Here is a 19,440-nt window from a genome sequence, read left to right on the forward strand (position 1 = left end):
ATAGTCTCTTAACTTACTTGAATTGATATCCTCTGAAAGTACCTTTCATTTTTATAAGGTCCGGTCCGAAATAGAATCCCGGTTGTGTTGGCTGGTTATAGCCTACATTTTGGGTAGCGATACTGATTCTGTATATCGGTTCTTCAAGGAAGGTGTGGAATCTGTATTCGGTCGGAATAGTCGAAACGTAGAGCCGGAGAGCAGCGTTGTTCTCGGAGCGTACGAGTACTTCTTCCCGCCAATCGCCTATAATGTCACCTTGGAGACAAGGATTCGATTTCGTTCCATTGTTGAAAAGAGTTCCTGTGAATTTGACAAGCGGAACAAACTTTTTGTTTTCCCAGTCGTATTTAATAATCATGTTTCTATCCAATAGTTCGCGTAATAGGTCTCCATCCCACCAGACAGCCATATTGGTCGGCATATTTCTCATTTTAGGGGCTATGATTTCTCCTTTTACGTTTCGAATTCCTTGTGAATCTCCTGACCACATTTCCACACCCGGATGAGTCGGGTCAATGTCGGCGGCCATACAACGTCCTACATCGGTATTGCTTTTTATCTGTAATAACACTTCTCCGGTGGCGGCATCTCTGTACGTACTTCCGTCACGTTTGTTTTCGTGGCAGTCCCATACTTGCAGACCTTTACGGGAAGGGTCAAAATGTGTCAGGTGGATGGCGTCTCCATGTCCCATTCGGGTAGAATAAAGTCCTTTGCCGTTGTGGTCGATAGCACAGGAACCGTAAATAATTTCGTCGCATCCGTCACCATCCACATCGCCTACACGCAGATTGTGGTTTCCTTGTCCGGCGTACTGCTCGCATCCGGGATGGTTGCTGTCGAATACCCATCGGTTCTTCAGTTCTTTTCCGTTCCAGTCGAAGGCCGCCAGAACGGTGCGTGTGTAGTAGCCTCGGCACATGACAACACTTGGGTGTACTCCGTCAAGATAGGCTACACAAGCCAGGAAGCGGTCGCTTCGGTTACCTTTTGCGTCTCCCCAGTCGGCAACGTTGCCGCGGGCAGGGATATAGTCGATGGTATGTAAGGCTTCACCGGTGTCTCCTGAAAAAACAGTCAGGTATTCTTTGCCTTTCAGAATACGTCCTTGCTTCATCATTTGATTCCTGCTTGGGTCAAAAGTACCGGCTTCGCGATAGTCTGCATCAGCATTTCCAATTACTTTTCCTTTTCCGTCCACTGTTCCGTCGGCAGTCCGCATCACTACTTCCGCTTTGCCGTCACCATCCAGATCGTACACCATGAATTGAGTATAATGAGCTCCTGCACGTATGTTTTTACCCAAGTTGATACGCCATAGTTGTTCTCCGTTCATTCGGTAACAATCGATGTATACTTCGCCTGTATAACCTTCGTGTGCATTGTCGTGTGAATTGCTGGGATCCCATTTGAGGATAATTTCGTATTCGCCGTCACCGTCTACGTCACCGATGGAAGCATCATTGGGACTGTACGTGTAGGTATCGCCTGCCGGAGTTATTCCGTCTGCCGGTTTTTGCAGGGGAATTTCCAGATAGCCGAGAGGCGCGTTTTCCGGGAATGTGTATGTACCGTCAATGTGATGCGTCTCCTTTCCTTTTAGAACAGGACGCACTTCGTAAACAGCCGTTTTCTGACTGTTATTCTTATCACGGAACAGGGTGCTGACAGTGATGGGAGTGTCTGTCAATTTCTTCCCGTCTCTGTATACGTTGAAACCGGTTTGTATCGGATCGGAAGAAAGATACCTCCACGAAACGATTACTTCTGAAGGGTTTTCGCGAATGGCAACTACGCCGCGGTTTAGTTTCTCCCGTTGTAACTTTGAGTAGTTATAACCAGGTTGTGCTGTCATTGTTACAACAGGCAGTAACATGAATATGCACAATAGATAAATTGCAATTCTTCTCATATTTGTTTTATCGGTTTGGACCTTATTGTATTTATTCACTCGCAAAATTACTCCTTTTTGTGATGTATGAAATGGAGAAATGTACAAAGACTATATACAATTGTGCACCCTTTCAAGTTAATTGTCCGTATGATATAATATTCTATCTTTTGCGTACATCTGTCCATTACCTCTTTGATGATATGCGATAATTTTGCAACGTGAACTAAAAGAAGTAATTATGAAGTATCTTTTATCTATTGTACTATTGGCCTTGATTGGTTTTACAACTCCGAAAAAGACGATTCCTGCTTATGATTGGGGAAGTGTATCTGCAGAGCCGGATTTGTCGTGGGCCGATCAGGTGGGGGCGCAGAGGACTCCGGAAAACACAGAATGGGATGCCGGAAAGTTCGGGTTGCGGAATGACACTTCCGTATTCAGTACTCCTGCTATCCAGGCCGCTATTGATGCTTGTCACCAACAGGGAGGAGGTACGGTAGTTGTTGCCCCGGGGTATTATAAAATAGGTGCTTTGTTTATCAAGAGTGGTGTGAATCTGCATCTTAGTAAAGGTACTACCTTGCTTGCGAGTGATAATATTCAGGACTATCCGGAATTTCCTTCCCGCATTGCCGGTATCGAAATGACATGGCCTTCGGCCGTTATCAATATAATGGATGCGGAAAATGCCGCTCTTACGGGGGAAGGTTTTATCGATTGCCGCGGAAAAGTATTCTGGGATAAATATTGGGCGATGCGGGAGGAATATGAGAAGAAGAATCTGCGTTGGATTGTGGATTATGATTGCAAGCGGGTGAGGGGAGTACTGGTTTCCAACAGCAAGCATATCACGTTGAAAGACTTTACGTTGGTGCGTACGGGATTCTGGGCTTGTCAGATTTTGTATTCGGATCATTGTTCGGTGAGCGGACTTACTATTAATAATAATGTAGGAGGTCACGGACCAAGTACGGATGGCATTGATATTGATTCATCTACCAATATTCTGGTAGAAAACTGTGATGTGGATTGCAACGATGATAATATTTGTATTAAGGCAGGGCGTGACGCCGACGGACTGCGTGTGAATCGTCCCACGGAGAATGTGGTGGTTCGTAACTGTATTGCCCGTAAAGGTGCAGGGTTACTGACTTGCGGAAGTGAGACTTCCGGTTCTATTCGTAATGTACTGGCTCATGATCTGATAGCGTATGGCACAGGATCTGTATTACGGCTTAAATCGTCTATGAATCGTGGTGGGACAGTAGAGAATATTTATGTCACAGGAGTTGAGGCTGATAGTGTATCTAATGTATTGGAGGTGGATTTGAACTGGCATCCAAAATATAGTTATTCGAAATTACCTGTAGAATATGAAAGTAGGGAGATTCCTGCACATTGGAAAATAATGCTGACTCCAGTAGAACCTAAAGAAAAAGGGTATCCACACTTTCGCAATGTTTATTTCTCTCATGTAAGAGCGAAAAGATCTAAATGTTTCATTACAGCTTCGGGGTGGAATGATAGTTTACGTATTGAGAACTTCTATCTATTTAATATTCGAGCACAAGTGAAAACAGCGGGAAAGATAGTGTATGGAAAAAAAGTTCGATTAAGTGAAATTTATTTGGAAGTGGAAGATAAGAGTCAAGTAAGACAAGAATACAATATTGATAGTAAAATAGAAATCAGTTATCAGTAGGAATATTATGGACAGTGTCCAGAAATATATAGAATGAGGGTGTATCATTGATCACCCTCATTCTGTGGCTATTTGACTAGCGTTACTCCCATCAATCCTATCACGACTTCATTGGCTGTCGTCTCCAAAGATAATGATTTTAATTCTTTAACTGGATTGAGTGGCAGATCAAGCATTGTAGCCATACCACCATCAATAGATATCGGGTTGTTCGATATTGTTTTTCCAAGTTCGCCTGCATGATATTTGCTTACATCACCTGTTTTAAGGCGTACTCTCCACGGACGTGGATCTTTAGTGTTGAAAGCATATCCATCTACGAATATATCCTGATCTAAAGGAATTAAATTATCTGGTAATATAAGTTTCAGTACTTCTTTTTGTCCATCTGTATATTCTATTTTGATTTCGCCATTTACTATATGAGATTGCATATAATAAGTGGAAGCTGCAATGAGGAAATAGGCTTTAGAAGCTTTACCGTTTAGTGGTATATTAATGGAAGTCGGGTAGTTATCCCATAATGTGGTGAATGCAATATTATTATATTCTTTTTCTCCTGGAGTACTGAAAGGTATTCCTTGTGGCATAATGAATCTATTGTTATTTCTTGAAGCCTTATTTCTTATTCCACGGTCATCAATAACAGAAATACTTTGAGGATGACACCATTGTCCCATACCTTGGGTCGGAACTTGTAATGTGGTGTATTTCCATCTTGGGAACATATATTTTCCATAAGCGAATATATTACTTACTTTGTCATTAAATATTTTCTTCATGTCTACCGTCTTATAAACTGATTTTTCCGGTACAGAGATATTCCAATTGATGGCTCGAAAAGAGTAAGTGTCTTTTCCGGATTTGACTTTTATTCTATTAGTTCCTGAAGATGCAATGGGAATATCAAATTCATAGTTGTTTTTTCCATGAGCTTCTATATTGATGTTTTCATTCACCTTTTTACCATTGATATACAAATCACCTTTTATCACTTTATCCATATTGTTTTTCAAGGTAAAAATAAGAGAAGAAGATTCAGAATCACAAACGATATCAAGCGGATTGTTGACATTTATATCTATGGGAAGCCAATAATTCATATTTCCATTGGTGATATTGACAAATACAGTGCGATGTCCGTTTTGAGCGGTTATAGTGCCGGTTAGTATGTCATTCTTTAAGTTTGCATGACGCAGAACGTTTTGCGGGTCATATATTTTTCCTGATTTATAAGGAATATTTAGTCTGAACTGGCTGCCATTGGCTACATTGACAGATATCATGTCTCTGTTTATTTTTTCTCCGTCCCATTCTATCGTGATATCGTATTTGTCAGCTATTCCTGCCTCAAACTTAATTTCTGGAGATAAAATAGTGGTTGTAAGTAAAGTATAGGGTGTATCTTTTCCATTTACTTTGATAGATTTAATTTTGTTTCTTATAGCTTTTATTTCCATTGACAAGCTGACATCTTTTTTGAGTAAATTAGGAGTTATAGAATACCTTTCTATATTGCCTTTCCTTTCAAAAGTATATGCCATATTTTGAGTTTCAATTTCTGCAAAATTCCAATCATCGGGGGAATCCGGGTCTTATCGTTAGTCTATTATTAATAAGATCTGGCATGATACCGTACATACCCTGTACAAGAGCACGTACCCCTGTCGCTATTCCATCGGCAAAATCACGATATGTCTCTCTGCGGGCTGCGTCATAGAATGACAATTGTGTGACATTTCCCGGACCTGAACCAAGGTACATCGCATCCAGAACAGCTCCTTTGAACATTTTGAAAGCCTCTTCATAACGTCCTGTTTGCCAATAAGCAAGGGCGGTATGTGAGATTTCTCCGAAAGCGACATTGTTGATAGACCACATATAAGGTTGCCAGTTTGTTGTTGAAATCACATAATTGGCAGTATCCTTCAAACCTTTTCCCATGACGGGGATGTGGGGGATTTCCGTATCTATATATCGGGTTGCCTGATATGCCTTGAAGGGATCATGTATATCAGAATCTATTGCATGATAAATAGTCCATATGGCAGCGTTGTCATGTCGTATCCGGTTTCCCATATTATCTTTAAACTCCGCCCACCATCCTTTGTCTTTTATCCATAATTCTTTGTTTATGGCAGATAATATAAGTTCTGCTTCTTTTTTGTATATGCTTGGATCTTTTCCTAATTTTTCGGATATTTCTGCCATTATTTTATTTGCCCGGTAGTTATATGCAGTAGAATGTGTCACTTTACCGCCATTGTATTGTAATGCGTCTGAAGCCCAGATACAAGCATAGGCATCATATAACCCGTCGTTATCGGGGTCGAATAGTTTTTTTTCCCATTTAAAGTGACGTTGGAGGGCAGGATATATTTCTCGTGCGTAATCAAGATCTCCGGTCCATTTGAGATGCCACAACAGTTGGTCTATAAAGACTAGATTCATATCATAATGATGCATGACGTCTCTTCTATTAGGAACTCTTCCTATATAACCATTACTATACATGGGGGTTCCCCATATTTTTGCAGACCGTGCGAGGTTTAGGGCTGTGTCCTGAAGATGGGGTAATGTGACGGGAACATCTATAACTTGCGAATTAAGATAACCGTTAAAGTGAGTTTTTGCCCTATCTTCTAATCCCATCAAGTCTGCGAGATAAGCCCCTCTCCAACCGGTAAGAAGTAATTCGCGGAAACAGATGGCTCCATGTAGATACGATGGAGATTGCCATACAGCATCTTCCGCTCCAGAGAAGGTGCCTCCTAATGTGTTCAGAAATGGATCAGGTGTTTTTATTTTGATTCTGGAAGCTATTTGGGTTCTGAACTCAACACCTTTGTTGAAAACATTACTGAGATCATTATATTGAAACTCACTATGACTTTTAGGGTTGTGCAGTTCAATATAGAAAGGAATGGTACTAACCGGATATTTTGCTATGATAACCGGTTTGTTTGATTTGCGGGATGTGATAAGTTCGTCCAATTGGTCAATAAGGTTTCCATCCACTTCTTTTATATCAGTTCCGATAGGAAAGGTTCCTGCTATGGACATTACTTTATGTTGAGAGGCTCTGTTGCTGGTGTGGTGCCCGTATTGTATCGTAAATTTGTTTTGATTAATTTGATATATATTTCCGGAACAATTGTTGGCTTTAATGAAAAAACAATCGGCTGGGTCGGAATTCAAGTCTCCCTCACGTCCGAATTTCTGATTGTTGGCTCCCCCCATATATCCACAAGATTTTAGTGCCGGCAGGGATGTCTTTGGCTTTGTATCTTACTACTAATCCATCGCCATCGGACATAGCTACAGCATCAATTGTCAGACTGCCGTTTCCTAGATGTCTCCTGTCTCTCACAATGTAGGTGCGTTGCCCGGATTTAAAACGAGATTCAATGAATTCCATATCTTTTATCCAAGTAATATTTGAGGGGGTAGATATAGCCATATATACACTTCCACCGAGGTTAGGCATGTAAAGTCCGAATTCGGGGAAGTCACTGGTTTCAAAACGAAAGCCGGTATTAGTTCCATAAATAGCTCTAGTAAATCTTTTATTTCCATTGGTTATTACAAACTCTTCTCCTTCGGGTTTATATCGAAGAGTTCTTTCTTCTCCGTGCCAATAGGAGGAGTGAGGCAAGTCTTTTGCGTTTGCCGGGAATTGCAACAAGGTAAATAATATCAATATAATTTTTTTCATAACAGTTTTTTATAAGTGTACTTTAAGTTCTATGTTCGTTTATTCGGGCTTGATTTTAAAGACGAAACCTGAAGATGTTTCTGCTTTTCCCCCTTGGGAAGCCGTGAAAAGGTAAGCCGGTTTTCCATTTTTCATTAGTACTTGCAGGCGTTCGAAACGTCCATAACGTTTGAGATGTTTAGGAGCGGGTGGTTGTTTGATATAATGCTCTGCTCCAAACCAACCAATTTGAGGGTTTTGCCAGTTCAGCCCGTCTTTGGATTCGAAATAGAGCCCCACTGTATGGTCGTAGAACCCCATATCTCTCATTAACATTTTGAATATACCGTTTTCATACCAGATATACGCATCTTCTACTTGCCTGTTTTCTCCGAAACCGGAGAAATCGACGATCGGATTTTTTTCATATCGTCGATAAGGTCCTGTGATTTTATCTGCAAAAGCTACCCCATATTTCCGGTTACCTGAAATACCATTGATATGTTGGTTCACATATTCATTTTCATTACAAGATTTATAATAAAGCCAGTATTTTCCGTCCGGATGTTTTAAGAAAGCTGGATTAGTGGTAATATAATCATCCCATTCACCTGTATTTCCAGGCATTAATAATGGTTTTTCGCATCTTTCCCACGGTCCCCAAATAGAGTTTGCTACAGCGTATCCGATACGTTTCGTTCCAAATTTACCATTGGTTGCTCCCATGTAAAATAGCCAGTAACGACCGTCTATTTTATAAATGCTTGGATTGTGACATGTATTACCATCAAAATAGCCCGGGCGGGGGGACAGTACTGTTGATACATATTTGTATGGGCCTTCCGGTTGGTCGGCTACGGCGTGTGCGATTTCACAATGCCCCAGCCATCCTTTCATTTCATACTTTTTTTCCCAACGTGAATAAAATACATGTACTTTATTCTTTTCATCTATAATTGGTGCACAACACCACACATAATAATTATCGTCTTCCAAGATGCGTCCCATAGGTTCCAGACGTTCAGCAAAAGAAGAAATAGCATCTGCTGGATAGTTCTTCGGCTGGTCAAGACTTTGGGCTTGTGCCGACGCAATCTTTAAAATAAAGAATAATGCATAAAAAAGGATGTGTTTCATAATTTCTGTGATATTTATATATGATTAATAATTCTTTTAGACCTGTATGACAAAATTAGGTTGATTCTGCAAATAGCTATGATGAAAAAATTCCATTTTGTATGTAGTTTTATCCACAAATAGCGATATTATGGTTGTAAGGTATTAGATATGGAACTTTGTTACAAATACTTTTTCTTATAGTAGCGCACTCTTGACAAAGCCTTTTTAATTTTGTATATTTGCAAGCGGAAAGATTAATGGATAAAGAATTTAAAAAAGAATGAAAATAGAATAGTACAATATTATAACAATATATCAGAAGCTCCTTACAATAGTTAAGCTGTGAGAGTTACCGTATAAGCTAAAGGCTGCAAATCTTTATAAGGTTCGCAGTCTTTTTTGTTATGAAAAAGTACAGGGAGAACCTTAAAATCGAAATTTATAATTTATAATAAACTTGGATACCGTTTTTAATAAACTCCTCAATAGTTTATTAAAAACAGAAAGCTTGTCTATTAAAGATAAGTCATTTTTTTTCTTTATGTGAAGGAGGAGGATAATACTTATTATGATGTAAAATGACAGAAGTGAATTTAAGTGACATGATTGTAAAAACAATGGAGCATTGTACACAATTCAATGCTCCATATTACATCATAATGCAATAATAAAAATAGATTTTTATTGAGCTATCACACCTGCCCAACTGGAAGAGAAGCGGAAGTTACCGACATTTCCGGTCAAATCATCGCGGTTCCTAAATGAAATAGAACGAATCCCCCCTTTTAATTTGTTATTATCTTCGTCCCCCTTCGCTACCACATCGGGTTGAGGTTCTTCTGCTGTTAAGGCTGGGTCTACAAATAATGAAACCTCGTTCTTTTTATAATCCAGTTTGAGAACCAATAGATGCGTCTTATTAAGCGCATGGCTTTTGAAGGATTCTGCATTAACTCTTAACAGATTAGTCCCGAATCGGATATGTTCATCGTCTATCTTACCGACATATACTCTGGCACGCAGATTACCGCCAGTATGAACAGGGGAAAGAGCAATGAAATCGCCTAAGCGACTGGAAGCGACGGAGGAAAAGTTTGCCAAAAATGAAAGGTATAAAGTTCCCCTGCAATAGTCATTCTTTTCAGAAATGGAATATACGCTAAATCTTGAACCTTTCACATTTTCCGGGAGTTCTCCTATTTTGATAGATACTCCTTTTTCCGTATATCCCTCATAACTGAGCTCTTGTCCGGTAATGGGACTACCGGCATTCTTGTCAGTTTGGGAAGAGAATGCTTCACACCAGGTATCTATTTTTATCGGAGCATCAGCTTTATTATATGTAGCTTTTTCCAATTTATCACCTTGTTTATATCCATTTAGCAGATTGCTTTTTAATACTTGTGCGTTGCTTGATAATACAAAGGCTGCCAGGCTTAAAATTAATACTGATCTTTTCATAATGCTATAATTAAATGTGTTGATAATTTTTTCTGAGACAAAATTAGTCTGAACTTTTTATTCCGACTAGTGAAAAAATTCCATTAAACATGTACATATGTTCACAAACACATAAATATATTTATTAATCTTCGTTTATTTCTGTTTCTCTTATGCCCTCTTGGTATCTTTTCTGATAACTGGAAGGAGAGATGCCAAATTGAGCCTTAAAACATCTGCTGAAATAGAACGGGTCATTGATGCCGACCATATAAGTTACTTCAGATACGGTATATTTCTTGGTTGACAACAATTCAGCAGCTTTCTTCATTCGCATGATACGAAGATATTCTTTGGGAGTATATCCGGTCACTCCACGCACTTTACGGTAAAAGATGGTGCGACCCAGTGACATCATAGAAGCAAAATCATCGGCAGTAAATTCAGGGTTAGTCAGTTGTTCTTCCACTATCTTGGTCAGATTTTCGACAAACTCCTTGTCTTTATCCGATGTACACATCACAGGACGTTTGGCTGACAAGTCATTGGAAAACTTCTCCTTTAGTTTGTCACGCTGTTCTATCAGTTTGAATATGCTTGCCAGTAACAGTTTGGTACTGAAAGGTTTTGTTATGTAAGAGTCTGCACCGCTTTTCACTCCTTCCAGATGGCTTTCCGCTGCATTCAGGGCTGTAAGTAGGATTATAGGAATATGACTGGTACTAAAGTCACTTTTTAGTTTACGGGTTATCTCGAAACCATTATATCCAGGCATCATGACATCGCTGATAATGAGGTCTATATCATTATTATGGGCATACTCCAGACCATTTTTTCCATCCGCTTCGGCAGCAACCTCGAAATATGGGGTCAGTTCTTCTTTCAAGAATTCCCGTACGTCATTGTCATCCTCGATAATAAGTATTTTCCGTTTGTTTAGAGGACCCTCTTGATCAGATGCGTTCAGTTCTGTTTTTAGTTCTTTCTCTATATTTTCTACTTCTTTATCTATTTCTTCTTCTGATTCAGAGTGAGCATTTTCCTCATTAAGAGCAGAAAGCGAAGGATGGTTTTGTGCTTCTTCTTTTAATATGGCATTTTCAGGAATAAGGAAGTCGTTAGATTGATAAATGGAAGAATCAGTAGGTAAAGTTACAATGAAAATAGAACCACCTGACGGATTTTCTTCATAGCAGATGTTCCCTTTGTGAACATGAACCAGTTCATGGGTAAGATGTAAACCTACTCCTATACTGTCGCTAGAAAAACTGCTTTGCATGAAACGTTTAAACAGCTCATTACGTTTTTCTTTGGGTATGCCTACACCTGTATCCGTTACTTTCATGATTAATAGCTGTTTCTGTTTATCAATATAAATGCTGAATTCTATCTTTCCACCGGAAGGAGTATATTTGAAAGCATTTGATAAAAGATTGTAGGCGATTTTGTCGATATTACCTTTATCAATATACATTTTGTATGAATTGACGGATGGTATAAATTTGAAATCCATATTCTTGGATTCGGCTGTATCCTGAAAGCTTAGGTAGATTTCATATAAGAAAGCGATAACGTCAGTTTCTTCAAGTGAAAGGGCGAGTTTGTTGTTCTGCATTTTCCGGAATTCAAGTAATTGGTTGATCAGACGCAGCATACGCTGGGTACTTTTGTCCATTAGTTTGATAGAGTAACGTATCTCCTTGGGGATATTGTGGGTACGGTGGATTCTGTCCAAAGCCCCTTGTATTAGTGTAAGCGGAGTTCTGAATTCATGTGAGATATTGGTGAAAAATACTAACTTGTATTCTGTTAATTGCTTTTCTACTTTAATTTTATTCCGCAAGTTGTTAATATTCCTGATAGTACGATATACAAAATACATGATAATGCCTGCAATGAGTATGTAAACAAAGAAAGCCCATCCGGTTGCCCAAAAAGGGGGAGTTACTTTGATTTCAAGTGTCTCCTCGTTATCACTCCATATACCTGATACGCTGCAGGCTTTGACATGTAGATAGTAGGTACCTGCCGGTAAGTTTTTATAAGCTGCAAAGTTTAATGTAGAAGGAATACTCCAGTCATCGTCATATCCTTCAAGTTTGTAGCTGAACCTTGTATTAGTCGAAATGGGATAGTCAAAAGTGGAGAAGTCTATGACAAAGGAACTTTGGTAATATTTCAGACTGATGGCATCTGTATATGCCAGAGCGGCTGTCAATGGAGAGTCCATATCGGCAGGACGGACTGATATTCCGTTTAACTTTAAGTCTGTAAATGTAACGGACGGAATTTTCTCTTTGTTTTTAATTTGCTTAGTATTGAGTATTATAAGTCCGTGGTTGGTGCCGAAAGCCAAACGACCATCTTTTAATTTGGCACATCCTTCTGTATATACATTCCCCAATATATCATTAGAAAAGAAGTAATTGTTGAATATTTTGTTTTCCGGGTTAAAACAAGAAATCCCATATTCGGTGGATACCCAGATATTTCCTTCATCATCTTCAATGAAAGCTTGTACTACACTGTGGACAAGTCCATCATTGACCGTATAGTGAGTAAAGGATATATCTTTATAATCATTCTTTATATTGGCTACGCAAAATCCGATACCTGATTCGGCAATCCATATCCTGCCTTTCTTATCTTGTATAATTGATTTTATTTCATTGCTTTTCAGGGCATGGTTATCCAGATTGTATTGGTAAAAATCGTTCGGGTCTTTTATAATACGGTCAGGATCGAATACAAAAACACCTTCACTGGTTCCTACCCATATCCATCCGTTACGGTCTTCGCAGATAGTGCGGATTTCCTTTTGGCCATAAGTCTTATTGAAAAAATGCCGGAATATGTATTTGTCTTTTTTAGGAACAGCGAGATCAAGTCCTCCGCCGAACGTTCCTATCCACATACGTTGTTTGCGGTCTTGCAAAATGCAGAATACTGGATCGGCAGCTAAGGAATTTGTATCGGTTGCCTGATGTATATAGTGTTGGTCGTCTCCGACTTGGAGCCCTTTCCCGCGTGTTCCCAACCATATATTACCTTTACTATCCTCACATGCAGAATAGATATTTATATCATAATACTTTTTGCTTTTCTGTTTTGTTAGTTTATTATCGTAGATATATAATCCGCCTGCACGCGTTGTTATCCATACTTCGTCATCTTGCATGTGGGATATGAAGCGGATGGCATTTGCCCTGTCGATATTTAATTCACCTTCGGGATATACTTTTGCAGCCCCTTTATTTATGATTTCAATTTGGGATATACCGGAATATTCGCTACTTGTCCATAAATTGCCCGAGTGATCTTCTATTATATATTGAAGATAGTTTGAGGCGATGGGATTTGTATGATTGGCGGTTGCGGTAAAATGTTCCAGTTCTTTAGTAGTAGGATTATAGGCAAAAAGTCCGTTCCCATAAGTCGTTATCCATATAATGTCTCTGGAGTCATGATAGACATGATAGCGTTCGTAATCAATGAAATATGGAAGCTTTGACGATCTTACATCAATCTTTTTGACACTACCGGATTCTTTTTGAATATAGTTAATGTATCCAGTCTGATTATGAACCCAGTAGTTGTTGCGGTTATCTTTCACTACCAATCCATTACGGATATTGAGCTCTTCCGGAGCAATTCTGGTTGTATTGGTCTTGGGATTGAATAAGATTCCGCCTTGTTTGGTAAATAACAGCCATTCGTTACGTAATACAATATTGCCTGTTAGCAAAAAATCAGTTGATGTGGCAGTATTGGCAACTTTCGTGAGGTGCTGCTGGTTGTATTTCCAAATAAATCCCTCTGATGTTATGAAATAAATAGTATTATCAATGACTGCGCTTTGAAGGAAGTAGTGAGTCGAATCTATACATTCGAGCGTGTTATCTTTAAGTAAATACAGCCCTTTTCCTGTACCAATCCAAATGGAATTTGAATCAAATACACTAAGAAAACGTATATTGTCGGATTTTAGTTTATGGTTGTCGGTAGAATATGTTTCCGAACTGAATTTGTTGTTTTTATAAGTAATTTTCCGGCAGCCTTGCACCCTTCCCCAAAGCCATATATCCTTATTAGGGAGGATTGTGACTTCATTATAACGGTCTTTCATTTCTCCTTTGCCGGTGAAATCTACAAAACAGTCTTTTTTCAAATCATAACAACTGATTTGTTCCGCGGAAGTTGTAATCCATAGGAATCCGTCAGAGTCTTCCTGTACACTTCTGATACGATGATCCGCTAATGACAGTTCTTCACCGCTCTGGGGACGGAAAGTAACAAATGAATTTCCATCATAACGGCTCAGGCCATTTAAAGTAGAAAACCAAATGAATCCTTTGCTGTCTTGATAGATATGCCTGATAGAATTATTGGCTAATCCGTCAGTGGCAGTCAGATTCCTAGCATGTATTTCTATGGAGGCGTTTGCCGGATATATAATACATGTACATATAAAAAAGAAAATTGTAGCTTTAATGAAGAATCTCATACTTGTATAGTGATAATAATGATTGTGTTTTTTTAGATTTGCGGTAAAGATAGATAAATAGCACGTAATTTTAAAGTTTAAATTCAGACTTTTGCATTGAATTTCTTGAATAACCTGAAAAAAAGAAAGAGGGACTATATAAGAATGTTCAGGTGGACAAATGTGCATGGTATATGGAGAAAAATGCATGAGCAGCTTCATGTATGCCGCTATATTTGCTGTTGAATTGATAACTGGATTTTGTATTACCATGGTTTATGAGATTGTATAAAACTAATATTATTAAATGAAAACTAGAATGTATGAAAAGCACTGTTTGTGAGATTAGCTGTTGGAGAAGAAAATATATATTTTTCTTCTTGATGATGATTTCGGCTCTCCATTCGGTCACAGTATTTGCACAAAAACGTACCATATCCGGTACGGTGGTTGATGAACGAAATGAACCGTTGATCGGGGCAACTATTGTAGCAGAAGGGAAGTCTGGAATGACAATTACCAATGTGGATGGCAAATTTACTCTTACAGTTCCTGATAAAGCTAAGACAATTGAGGTGTCTTATTTGGGATATGCTTCACAGACTATTTCTATTAAAGGAAAGAGTGTTTTTGCCATCAGGATGAGCGAAAATGACGTGCAAATGGACGAAGTGGTTGTAATCGGTTATGGTACAGCCAAAAGGGGGAATGTGACCGGGGCCATTGCCAAAGTTGATGCAGCGAAACTTGAAGACCGTCCGGCACCCAATCTTGCCTCTTCATTGCAGGGGCAGTTGGCGGGAGTAGAAGTACGGTCAACTAATGGTGCGCCGGGATCAGAATTACAGATTCGTGTGCGCGGAGCTGCTTCCATTAATGCGGATGCCACTCCTTTATATGTAGTAGATGGAATTCCGATAGATGATTTGGGAAGTATCAACCCAAATGATATTCAGTCGATTGAAGTTTTGAAAGACGCTTCATCTTCTGCTATTTACGGTTCTCGTGGTGCTAATGGTGTTGTTTTGATTACAACTAAAATGGCTAATAAGGATGATAAAGTCCGGGTACAGTTTTCTGCTGCATTCAGTATCCAACAATTGGAAAAGAAAATAGATGTACTAAGCCCGGAAGAGTGGATCACTTTCCGGACTGCCTATAACAATAGTAGATACCTTGCTGCTTTAGGAGGAAAAGGAGCTACGGCAGATGATGATTGGGATACCCGTTATGCCTTGAATGGTAATCGGGTAAACTATGAGTATATGAATGACCCGCGATGGACACAGCCCGGTTACGGTGGATTAAGACTAATTGACTGGCAGGATGAATTTTATCGTTTGGCTCCGATGCAGAATTATCAGCTTTCTGTTTCAAATGGTAGAGGGAATACTCAATACCGGCTTTCTCTGGGATATATAGACCAGCAAGGTATTGCTATAGAGAGTGCTTACAAACGTTTGAATCTGCGGGCTAATGTGGAGACAAAATTGTATGATCGCATCACTTTAGGCGTTAATATGGCTCCGTCAATGGACTGGAAAGATGGTGGGCGTGTGGATGGCAAAGATCAGCAGGCAAATCAGGTTTTGACAATGTGTCCAGTTGCAGAGCCAGATGCTGGGATATATTCCGGTGCGGAACCTTATGCCTCTTATTTATGGTCTAGTACAAAAATCAGCCCTATTGCTTATATGGAGCAGGTCACCAATCATATCGAAACGGCCCGGTTGAATTCTTCAGCTTTTATCAGAGTCAATATTATTGACGGATTGAGGGCGGAAGTGAAAGGTGCGTATGATTTTACAAGCCGTCAGACTCGCACTTTTACTCCGAGTTCGGTAATTAAGAACTGGACGGATGGTGAAGGGTATCATAGTTCTGCCAACCGTATAGATATACGGTCATCCAAATATCTGTTGCAGGCTGTATTAAATTATGATAAGAAATTAGGCAAGCATAATATTGCCGCTATGGCAGGTTATTCAATGGAAAGTTCTTCGGGAGCCACTACAAACTTGTCTGCGCAACAGTTCCCGGATAATTCACTTGAAGTTTTCAACCAAAGTGATGAGGCTATAAAAGTTGCGTTAGCTACCTTGTCAACTCCCAATCGCTTATTATCCTATTTCGGGCGTGCCCAGTATGAATATGATAACCGTTACCTGTTGACAGCAAGTATTCGTCGCGACGGTTCTTCACGTTTCGGAAAGAATAATCGTTGGGGGATGTTTCCTGCTGTTTCTGCTGCCTATCGAATCTCTAACGAGAAGTTTTGGCCGGAAAAGTTTGTGGTCAATCAAATGAAAATACGCGGTAGCTGGGGTATGAATGGAAATAATTCTATTTCTACTAACGCTGCTATCGGGCTGATGGGTAGTTCCAACTATTCAATTGGTGGAAGCCTGACCAATGGTTTTGCTCCCTGTTCAATTGATAATAAAGAACTTGGATGGGAAAAGACACACAGTTGGAATGTTGGTTTGGATTTGGGATTTTTTGATAACAGGATAACTCTTGCTGCCGATTATTATGATAAAACGACTAAAGATTTATTATATCAGGTTTCTGTTCCTGGTACAATGGGATTCACACAAGCATGGGGGAATATCGGTAGTATAAAAAATAAAGGGTTTGAGATTGAACTGACTACCCAAAACTTGACAGGAAGGTTCAAGTGGACTACTTCTTTGAATATAGCTTATAATAAGAATAAGGTGTTGAGTTTGGGAGAAGATAATAGTACGGTTTTCATTGGATGGGATAAATCGAATACACAGGTATTGATGGTTGGACAACCTTTGAGGGCATATTATATGTATGATGCTGTAGGAGTGTATCAGTATAAGGAAGATTTGAGGAAATATCCTACAATGTCCAATTCTATCCAGGGTGATGTGAGATACCGTGATGTGAATGATGACGGTAAGATTAATGACCAGGATCGTACGTTGGTTGGTAAACCGGATCCCGATTATACTTTTGGTATGACAAATACCTTTAAATATAAAGATTTCGACCTGTCTGTATTACTGACTGGACAGACAGGGGGAATGATATATAGTCTGCTCGGTCGTGGCATGGATCGTCCGGGTATGGGAGCATCTATCAATGTATTGTCACGTTGGGAAAATATGTGGGTTTCCGAGGAACAGCCGGGTGATGGGAAAACTCCCGGTATTAATAACTCTAATACAGGTTCACTGTACGATACCCGCTGGTTGTATAGTACCGATTTTATTAAAATTAAAAACGTAACGCTGGGCTATCGTATTCCCATCAAAAATAAGAAGATAATTAATTATGCCCGTGTTTATATTTCGGGAGAAAATCTTCTGATGTGGGATAAATATGAAGGTGGTTATTCTCCGGAAGTAAATAATGACGGAAAGAATAGTGACTATGATTACGGTTCATATCCGCAGGCTAGAACTATTACTTTAGGGGTAAATGTAACATTCTAATAAAAGAAACTATGAAACTATATCAATATATACTAAGTGGAGCTATGAGTATGGGATTGTTATTCTCTTCTTGTAGTGACTGGCTAGATGTCACTCCGGTAGATACCCGTACTACTGAAAACTTTTATACGACCCCGTCGCAAATGGAGCAAGCGTTGATAGGAGTATATAACGGACTGCTTCCGTTGTCGACTTATGCTTTACTTATGTCAGAGGTTCGTTCGGATAATACATGGTGCGGAGAACTGAGTACGGCACAGCGTGACTATATGGACATCAGTTCTTTTAACCCTAATATATCGACCATTGCAACAGTTCGGGATGCATGGAATGACTTGTTTGAGATTGTTTCGCGTGCCAATTTGTTTTTGTCCAAGGTAGATGGGGTGAATTATACTATTGAAGGAATAAAGGAACAACAAATAGGAGAAGCGCGTTTTTTGAGAGCATTAGCTTATTTTGATTTGGTTCGTTATTACGGGCGTGTTCCTTTGACGCTTGTTCCTCAGACTATTTCAGAAGCAATGTCGACTCCGCAGTCGGAGGCTGTAGAAATTTATGAGAAGGTTATTATTCCTGATTTGGAATATGCTGTCGGAAGCCTGACGGAGGAACCGAAGGATTATCTAGGAAGGAAATCCGCCAGTGGCCGTGCAACATTGACTGCGGCAAAGGCATTGTTAGGAAGAGTTTATCTGACAATGGCGGGATTTCCTCTGTATGATGAAACTAAAAAGGAACTCGCTAGGGAGCTTCTTGAAGAAGTAATTGATTATGCGGATGCAACCGGTAAATTTTGGGCTAAAAATGCAAGTGAATGGCAAAGAATGTGGATAAATGAGAATGATAATAAATATCACATCTTTGAAATTCAATATATAGTCGCTAAAGATTATGGTAATCCGATGGTATTTCACTCCGTGCCTCGTTTACCTTCGAAATATGTTACTCTTGAAATGTCCGGTAATAGTATTGCTTGTGCGAAGGGGCTTGATAATTTATTGAAAGAGGAACAAGATGAAGAAGGACATTTTCTTGATGTACGGTGTCTGGCTACTATTGATACGACCAAGTTTGTGAATGATGACAATCCTAATAGTGTGACGAAATATGCAGGTGAGGATTTCTTTATCAAATTCCTGGAACATAAAATGAAAAGAGAAGCATTGGGGTATGATGATATTAATGCGCAGATAGTGGATCGTACTTATTTCCCTCTGAATTTCCCGTTGATTCGTTTGGAAGATGTGATGTTGATGTATGCCGAGATTGTAGGTCCAACTTCAAAAGGGGTTGATATGGTCGACAGGATACGGCGGCGTGCAGGAATACCGGTATTGACAAATGCCGAAAAGGAACCGGCTGCATTCCGGGAATGTGTTGACAAGGAGAGACGGAGAGAGTTGGCTTGTGAAGGAATCCGTTGGCATGATTTGGTACGTCATAATAATCTTCAAGCTGTTCGTGATAAATTTCAGGAATATGCAGTGGATGCCAATGGTAATGTCATACGTCCGACTTTGTTATTGTATATCCGGCAAATAAAGGATGGAACTTATCTCTATCCTATTCCCGATTCGCAGATGAAAGTGAAAGAGGGGCTGTATGTACAAAATGAAGCGTATCGTTAAAAATTGAAGT

General features: G+C 39.5%; 10 protein-coding genes. 3 read left to right on the forward strand and 7 right to left on the reverse strand.

The genetic code is table 11. The features are described 5' to 3' along the window. Positions 1-13: 13 nt before the first annotated feature. The gene (locus KQP79_RS00665) at positions 14-1,915 is read right to left on the reverse strand and encodes a rhamnogalacturonan lyase (protein WP_004308504.1); all 1,902 of its coding nucleotides are present in this window, start codon (positions 1,913-1,915) and stop codon (positions 14-16) included. 220 nt (positions 1,916-2,135) lie between these two features. Between KQP79_RS00665 and KQP79_RS00670 the strand changes: the two genes are divergently transcribed. After that, complete coding sequence (locus KQP79_RS00670) at positions 2,136-3,599, forward strand: glycoside hydrolase family 28 protein (protein ID WP_004308505.1); 1,464 nt, start codon at positions 2,136-2,138, stop codon at positions 3,597-3,599. Between the two features lie 68 nt (positions 3,600-3,667). Here the strand turns inward: KQP79_RS00670 and KQP79_RS00675 are convergent, their stop codons facing one another. The 6 genes from KQP79_RS00675 to KQP79_RS00700 form a co-directional block, all read right to left on the reverse strand. Then, positions 3,668-5,143, reverse strand: coding sequence for a hypothetical protein (locus KQP79_RS00675; protein ID WP_229093001.1), 1,476 nt, complete (start codon positions 5,141-5,143; stop codon positions 3,668-3,670). 31 nt (positions 5,144-5,174) lie between these two features. Then, the gene (locus KQP79_RS00680; RefSeq protein WP_262912952.1) at positions 5,175-6,839 is read right to left on the reverse strand and encodes a DUF4450 domain-containing protein; all 1,665 of its coding nucleotides are present in this window, start codon (positions 6,837-6,839) and stop codon (positions 5,175-5,177) included. Beyond that, a complete protein-coding gene (locus tag KQP79_RS00685; protein ID WP_004308507.1) occupies positions 6,805-7,314 on the reverse strand; it encodes a DUF4450 domain-containing protein in 510 nt (169 codons plus the stop codon). Before KQP79_RS00685 ends, KQP79_RS00680 begins: the two co-directional genes overlap by 35 nt. A 39-nt stretch (positions 7,315-7,353) precedes the next feature. Then, positions 7,354-8,430 (reverse strand): glycoside hydrolase family protein, encoded by a 1,077-nt coding sequence (locus KQP79_RS00690; RefSeq protein WP_004308508.1) that lies wholly within the window; start codon positions 8,428-8,430, stop codon positions 7,354-7,356. Positions 8,431-9,093: 663 nt separating this feature from the next. Beyond that, positions 9,094-9,873 (reverse strand): hypothetical protein, encoded by a 780-nt coding sequence (locus tag KQP79_RS00695; protein WP_008642253.1) that lies wholly within the window; start codon positions 9,871-9,873, stop codon positions 9,094-9,096. A 124-nt stretch (positions 9,874-9,997) separates the two neighbouring features. Then, positions 9,998-14,356, reverse strand: coding sequence for a hybrid sensor histidine kinase/response regulator transcription factor (locus KQP79_RS00700; protein WP_004308509.1), 4,359 nt, complete (start codon positions 14,354-14,356; stop codon positions 9,998-10,000). A 302-nt stretch (positions 14,357-14,658) separates the two neighbouring features. Here KQP79_RS00700 and KQP79_RS00705 point away from each other — a divergent pair, with 302 nt between their 5' ends. Together KQP79_RS00705 and KQP79_RS00710 are read left to right on the forward strand one after the other, a co-directional pair. After that, the gene (locus tag KQP79_RS00705) at positions 14,659-17,799 is read left to right on the forward strand and encodes a SusC/RagA family TonB-linked outer membrane protein (RefSeq protein WP_004308510.1); all 3,141 of its coding nucleotides are present in this window, start codon (positions 14,659-14,661) and stop codon (positions 17,797-17,799) included. Positions 17,800-17,810: 11 nt separating this feature from the next. Continuing rightward, positions 17,811-19,430 carry a RagB/SusD family nutrient uptake outer membrane protein gene (locus KQP79_RS00710; protein ID WP_004308511.1) on the forward strand — a complete coding sequence of 540 codons (1,620 nt, stop codon included), beginning with the start codon at positions 17,811-17,813 and terminating at the stop codon, positions 19,428-19,430. The last annotated feature ends 10 nt before the right edge of the window (positions 19,431-19,440 follow it).

This window comes from Bacteroides sp. DH3716P (assembly GCF_025914115.1).
Lineage (GTDB): Bacteria > Bacteroidota > Bacteroidia > Bacteroidales > Bacteroidaceae > Bacteroides > Bacteroides ovatus.

Excerpts from the sequence above, each read along its gene's own strand:
- KQP79_RS00670 (WP_004308505.1), top strand. The coding sequence starts at position 2,136 with ATGAAGTATCTTTTATCTATTGTACTATTGGCCTTGATTGGTTTTACA.
- KQP79_RS00685 (WP_004308507.1), bottom strand. The coding sequence starts at position 7,314 with ATGAAAAAAATTATATTGATATTATTTACCTTGTTGCAATTCCCGGCA.
- KQP79_RS00665 (WP_004308504.1), bottom strand. The coding sequence starts at position 1,915 with ATGAGAAGAATTGCAATTTATCTATTGTGCATATTCATGTTACTGCCT.
- KQP79_RS00710 (WP_004308511.1), top strand. The coding sequence starts at position 17,811 with ATGAAACTATATCAATATATACTAAGTGGAGCTATGAGTATGGGATTG.
- KQP79_RS00700 (WP_004308509.1), bottom strand. The coding sequence starts at position 14,356 with ATGAGATTCTTCATTAAAGCTACAATTTTCTTTTTTATATGTACATGT.
- KQP79_RS00705 (WP_004308510.1), top strand. The coding sequence starts at position 14,659 with ATGAAAAGCACTGTTTGTGAGATTAGCTGTTGGAGAAGAAAATATATA.
- KQP79_RS00675 (WP_229093001.1), bottom strand. The coding sequence starts at position 5,143 with ATGGCATATACTTTTGAAAGGAAAGGCAATATAGAAAGGTATTCTATA.
- KQP79_RS00680 (WP_262912952.1), bottom strand. The coding sequence starts at position 6,839 with ATGGGGGGAGCCAACAATCAGAAATTCGGACGTGAGGGAGACTTGAAT.
- KQP79_RS00690 (WP_004308508.1), bottom strand. The coding sequence starts at position 8,430 with ATGAAACACATCCTTTTTTATGCATTATTCTTTATTTTAAAGATTGCG.
- KQP79_RS00695 (WP_008642253.1), bottom strand. The coding sequence starts at position 9,873 with ATGAAAAGATCAGTATTAATTTTAAGCCTGGCAGCCTTTGTATTATCA.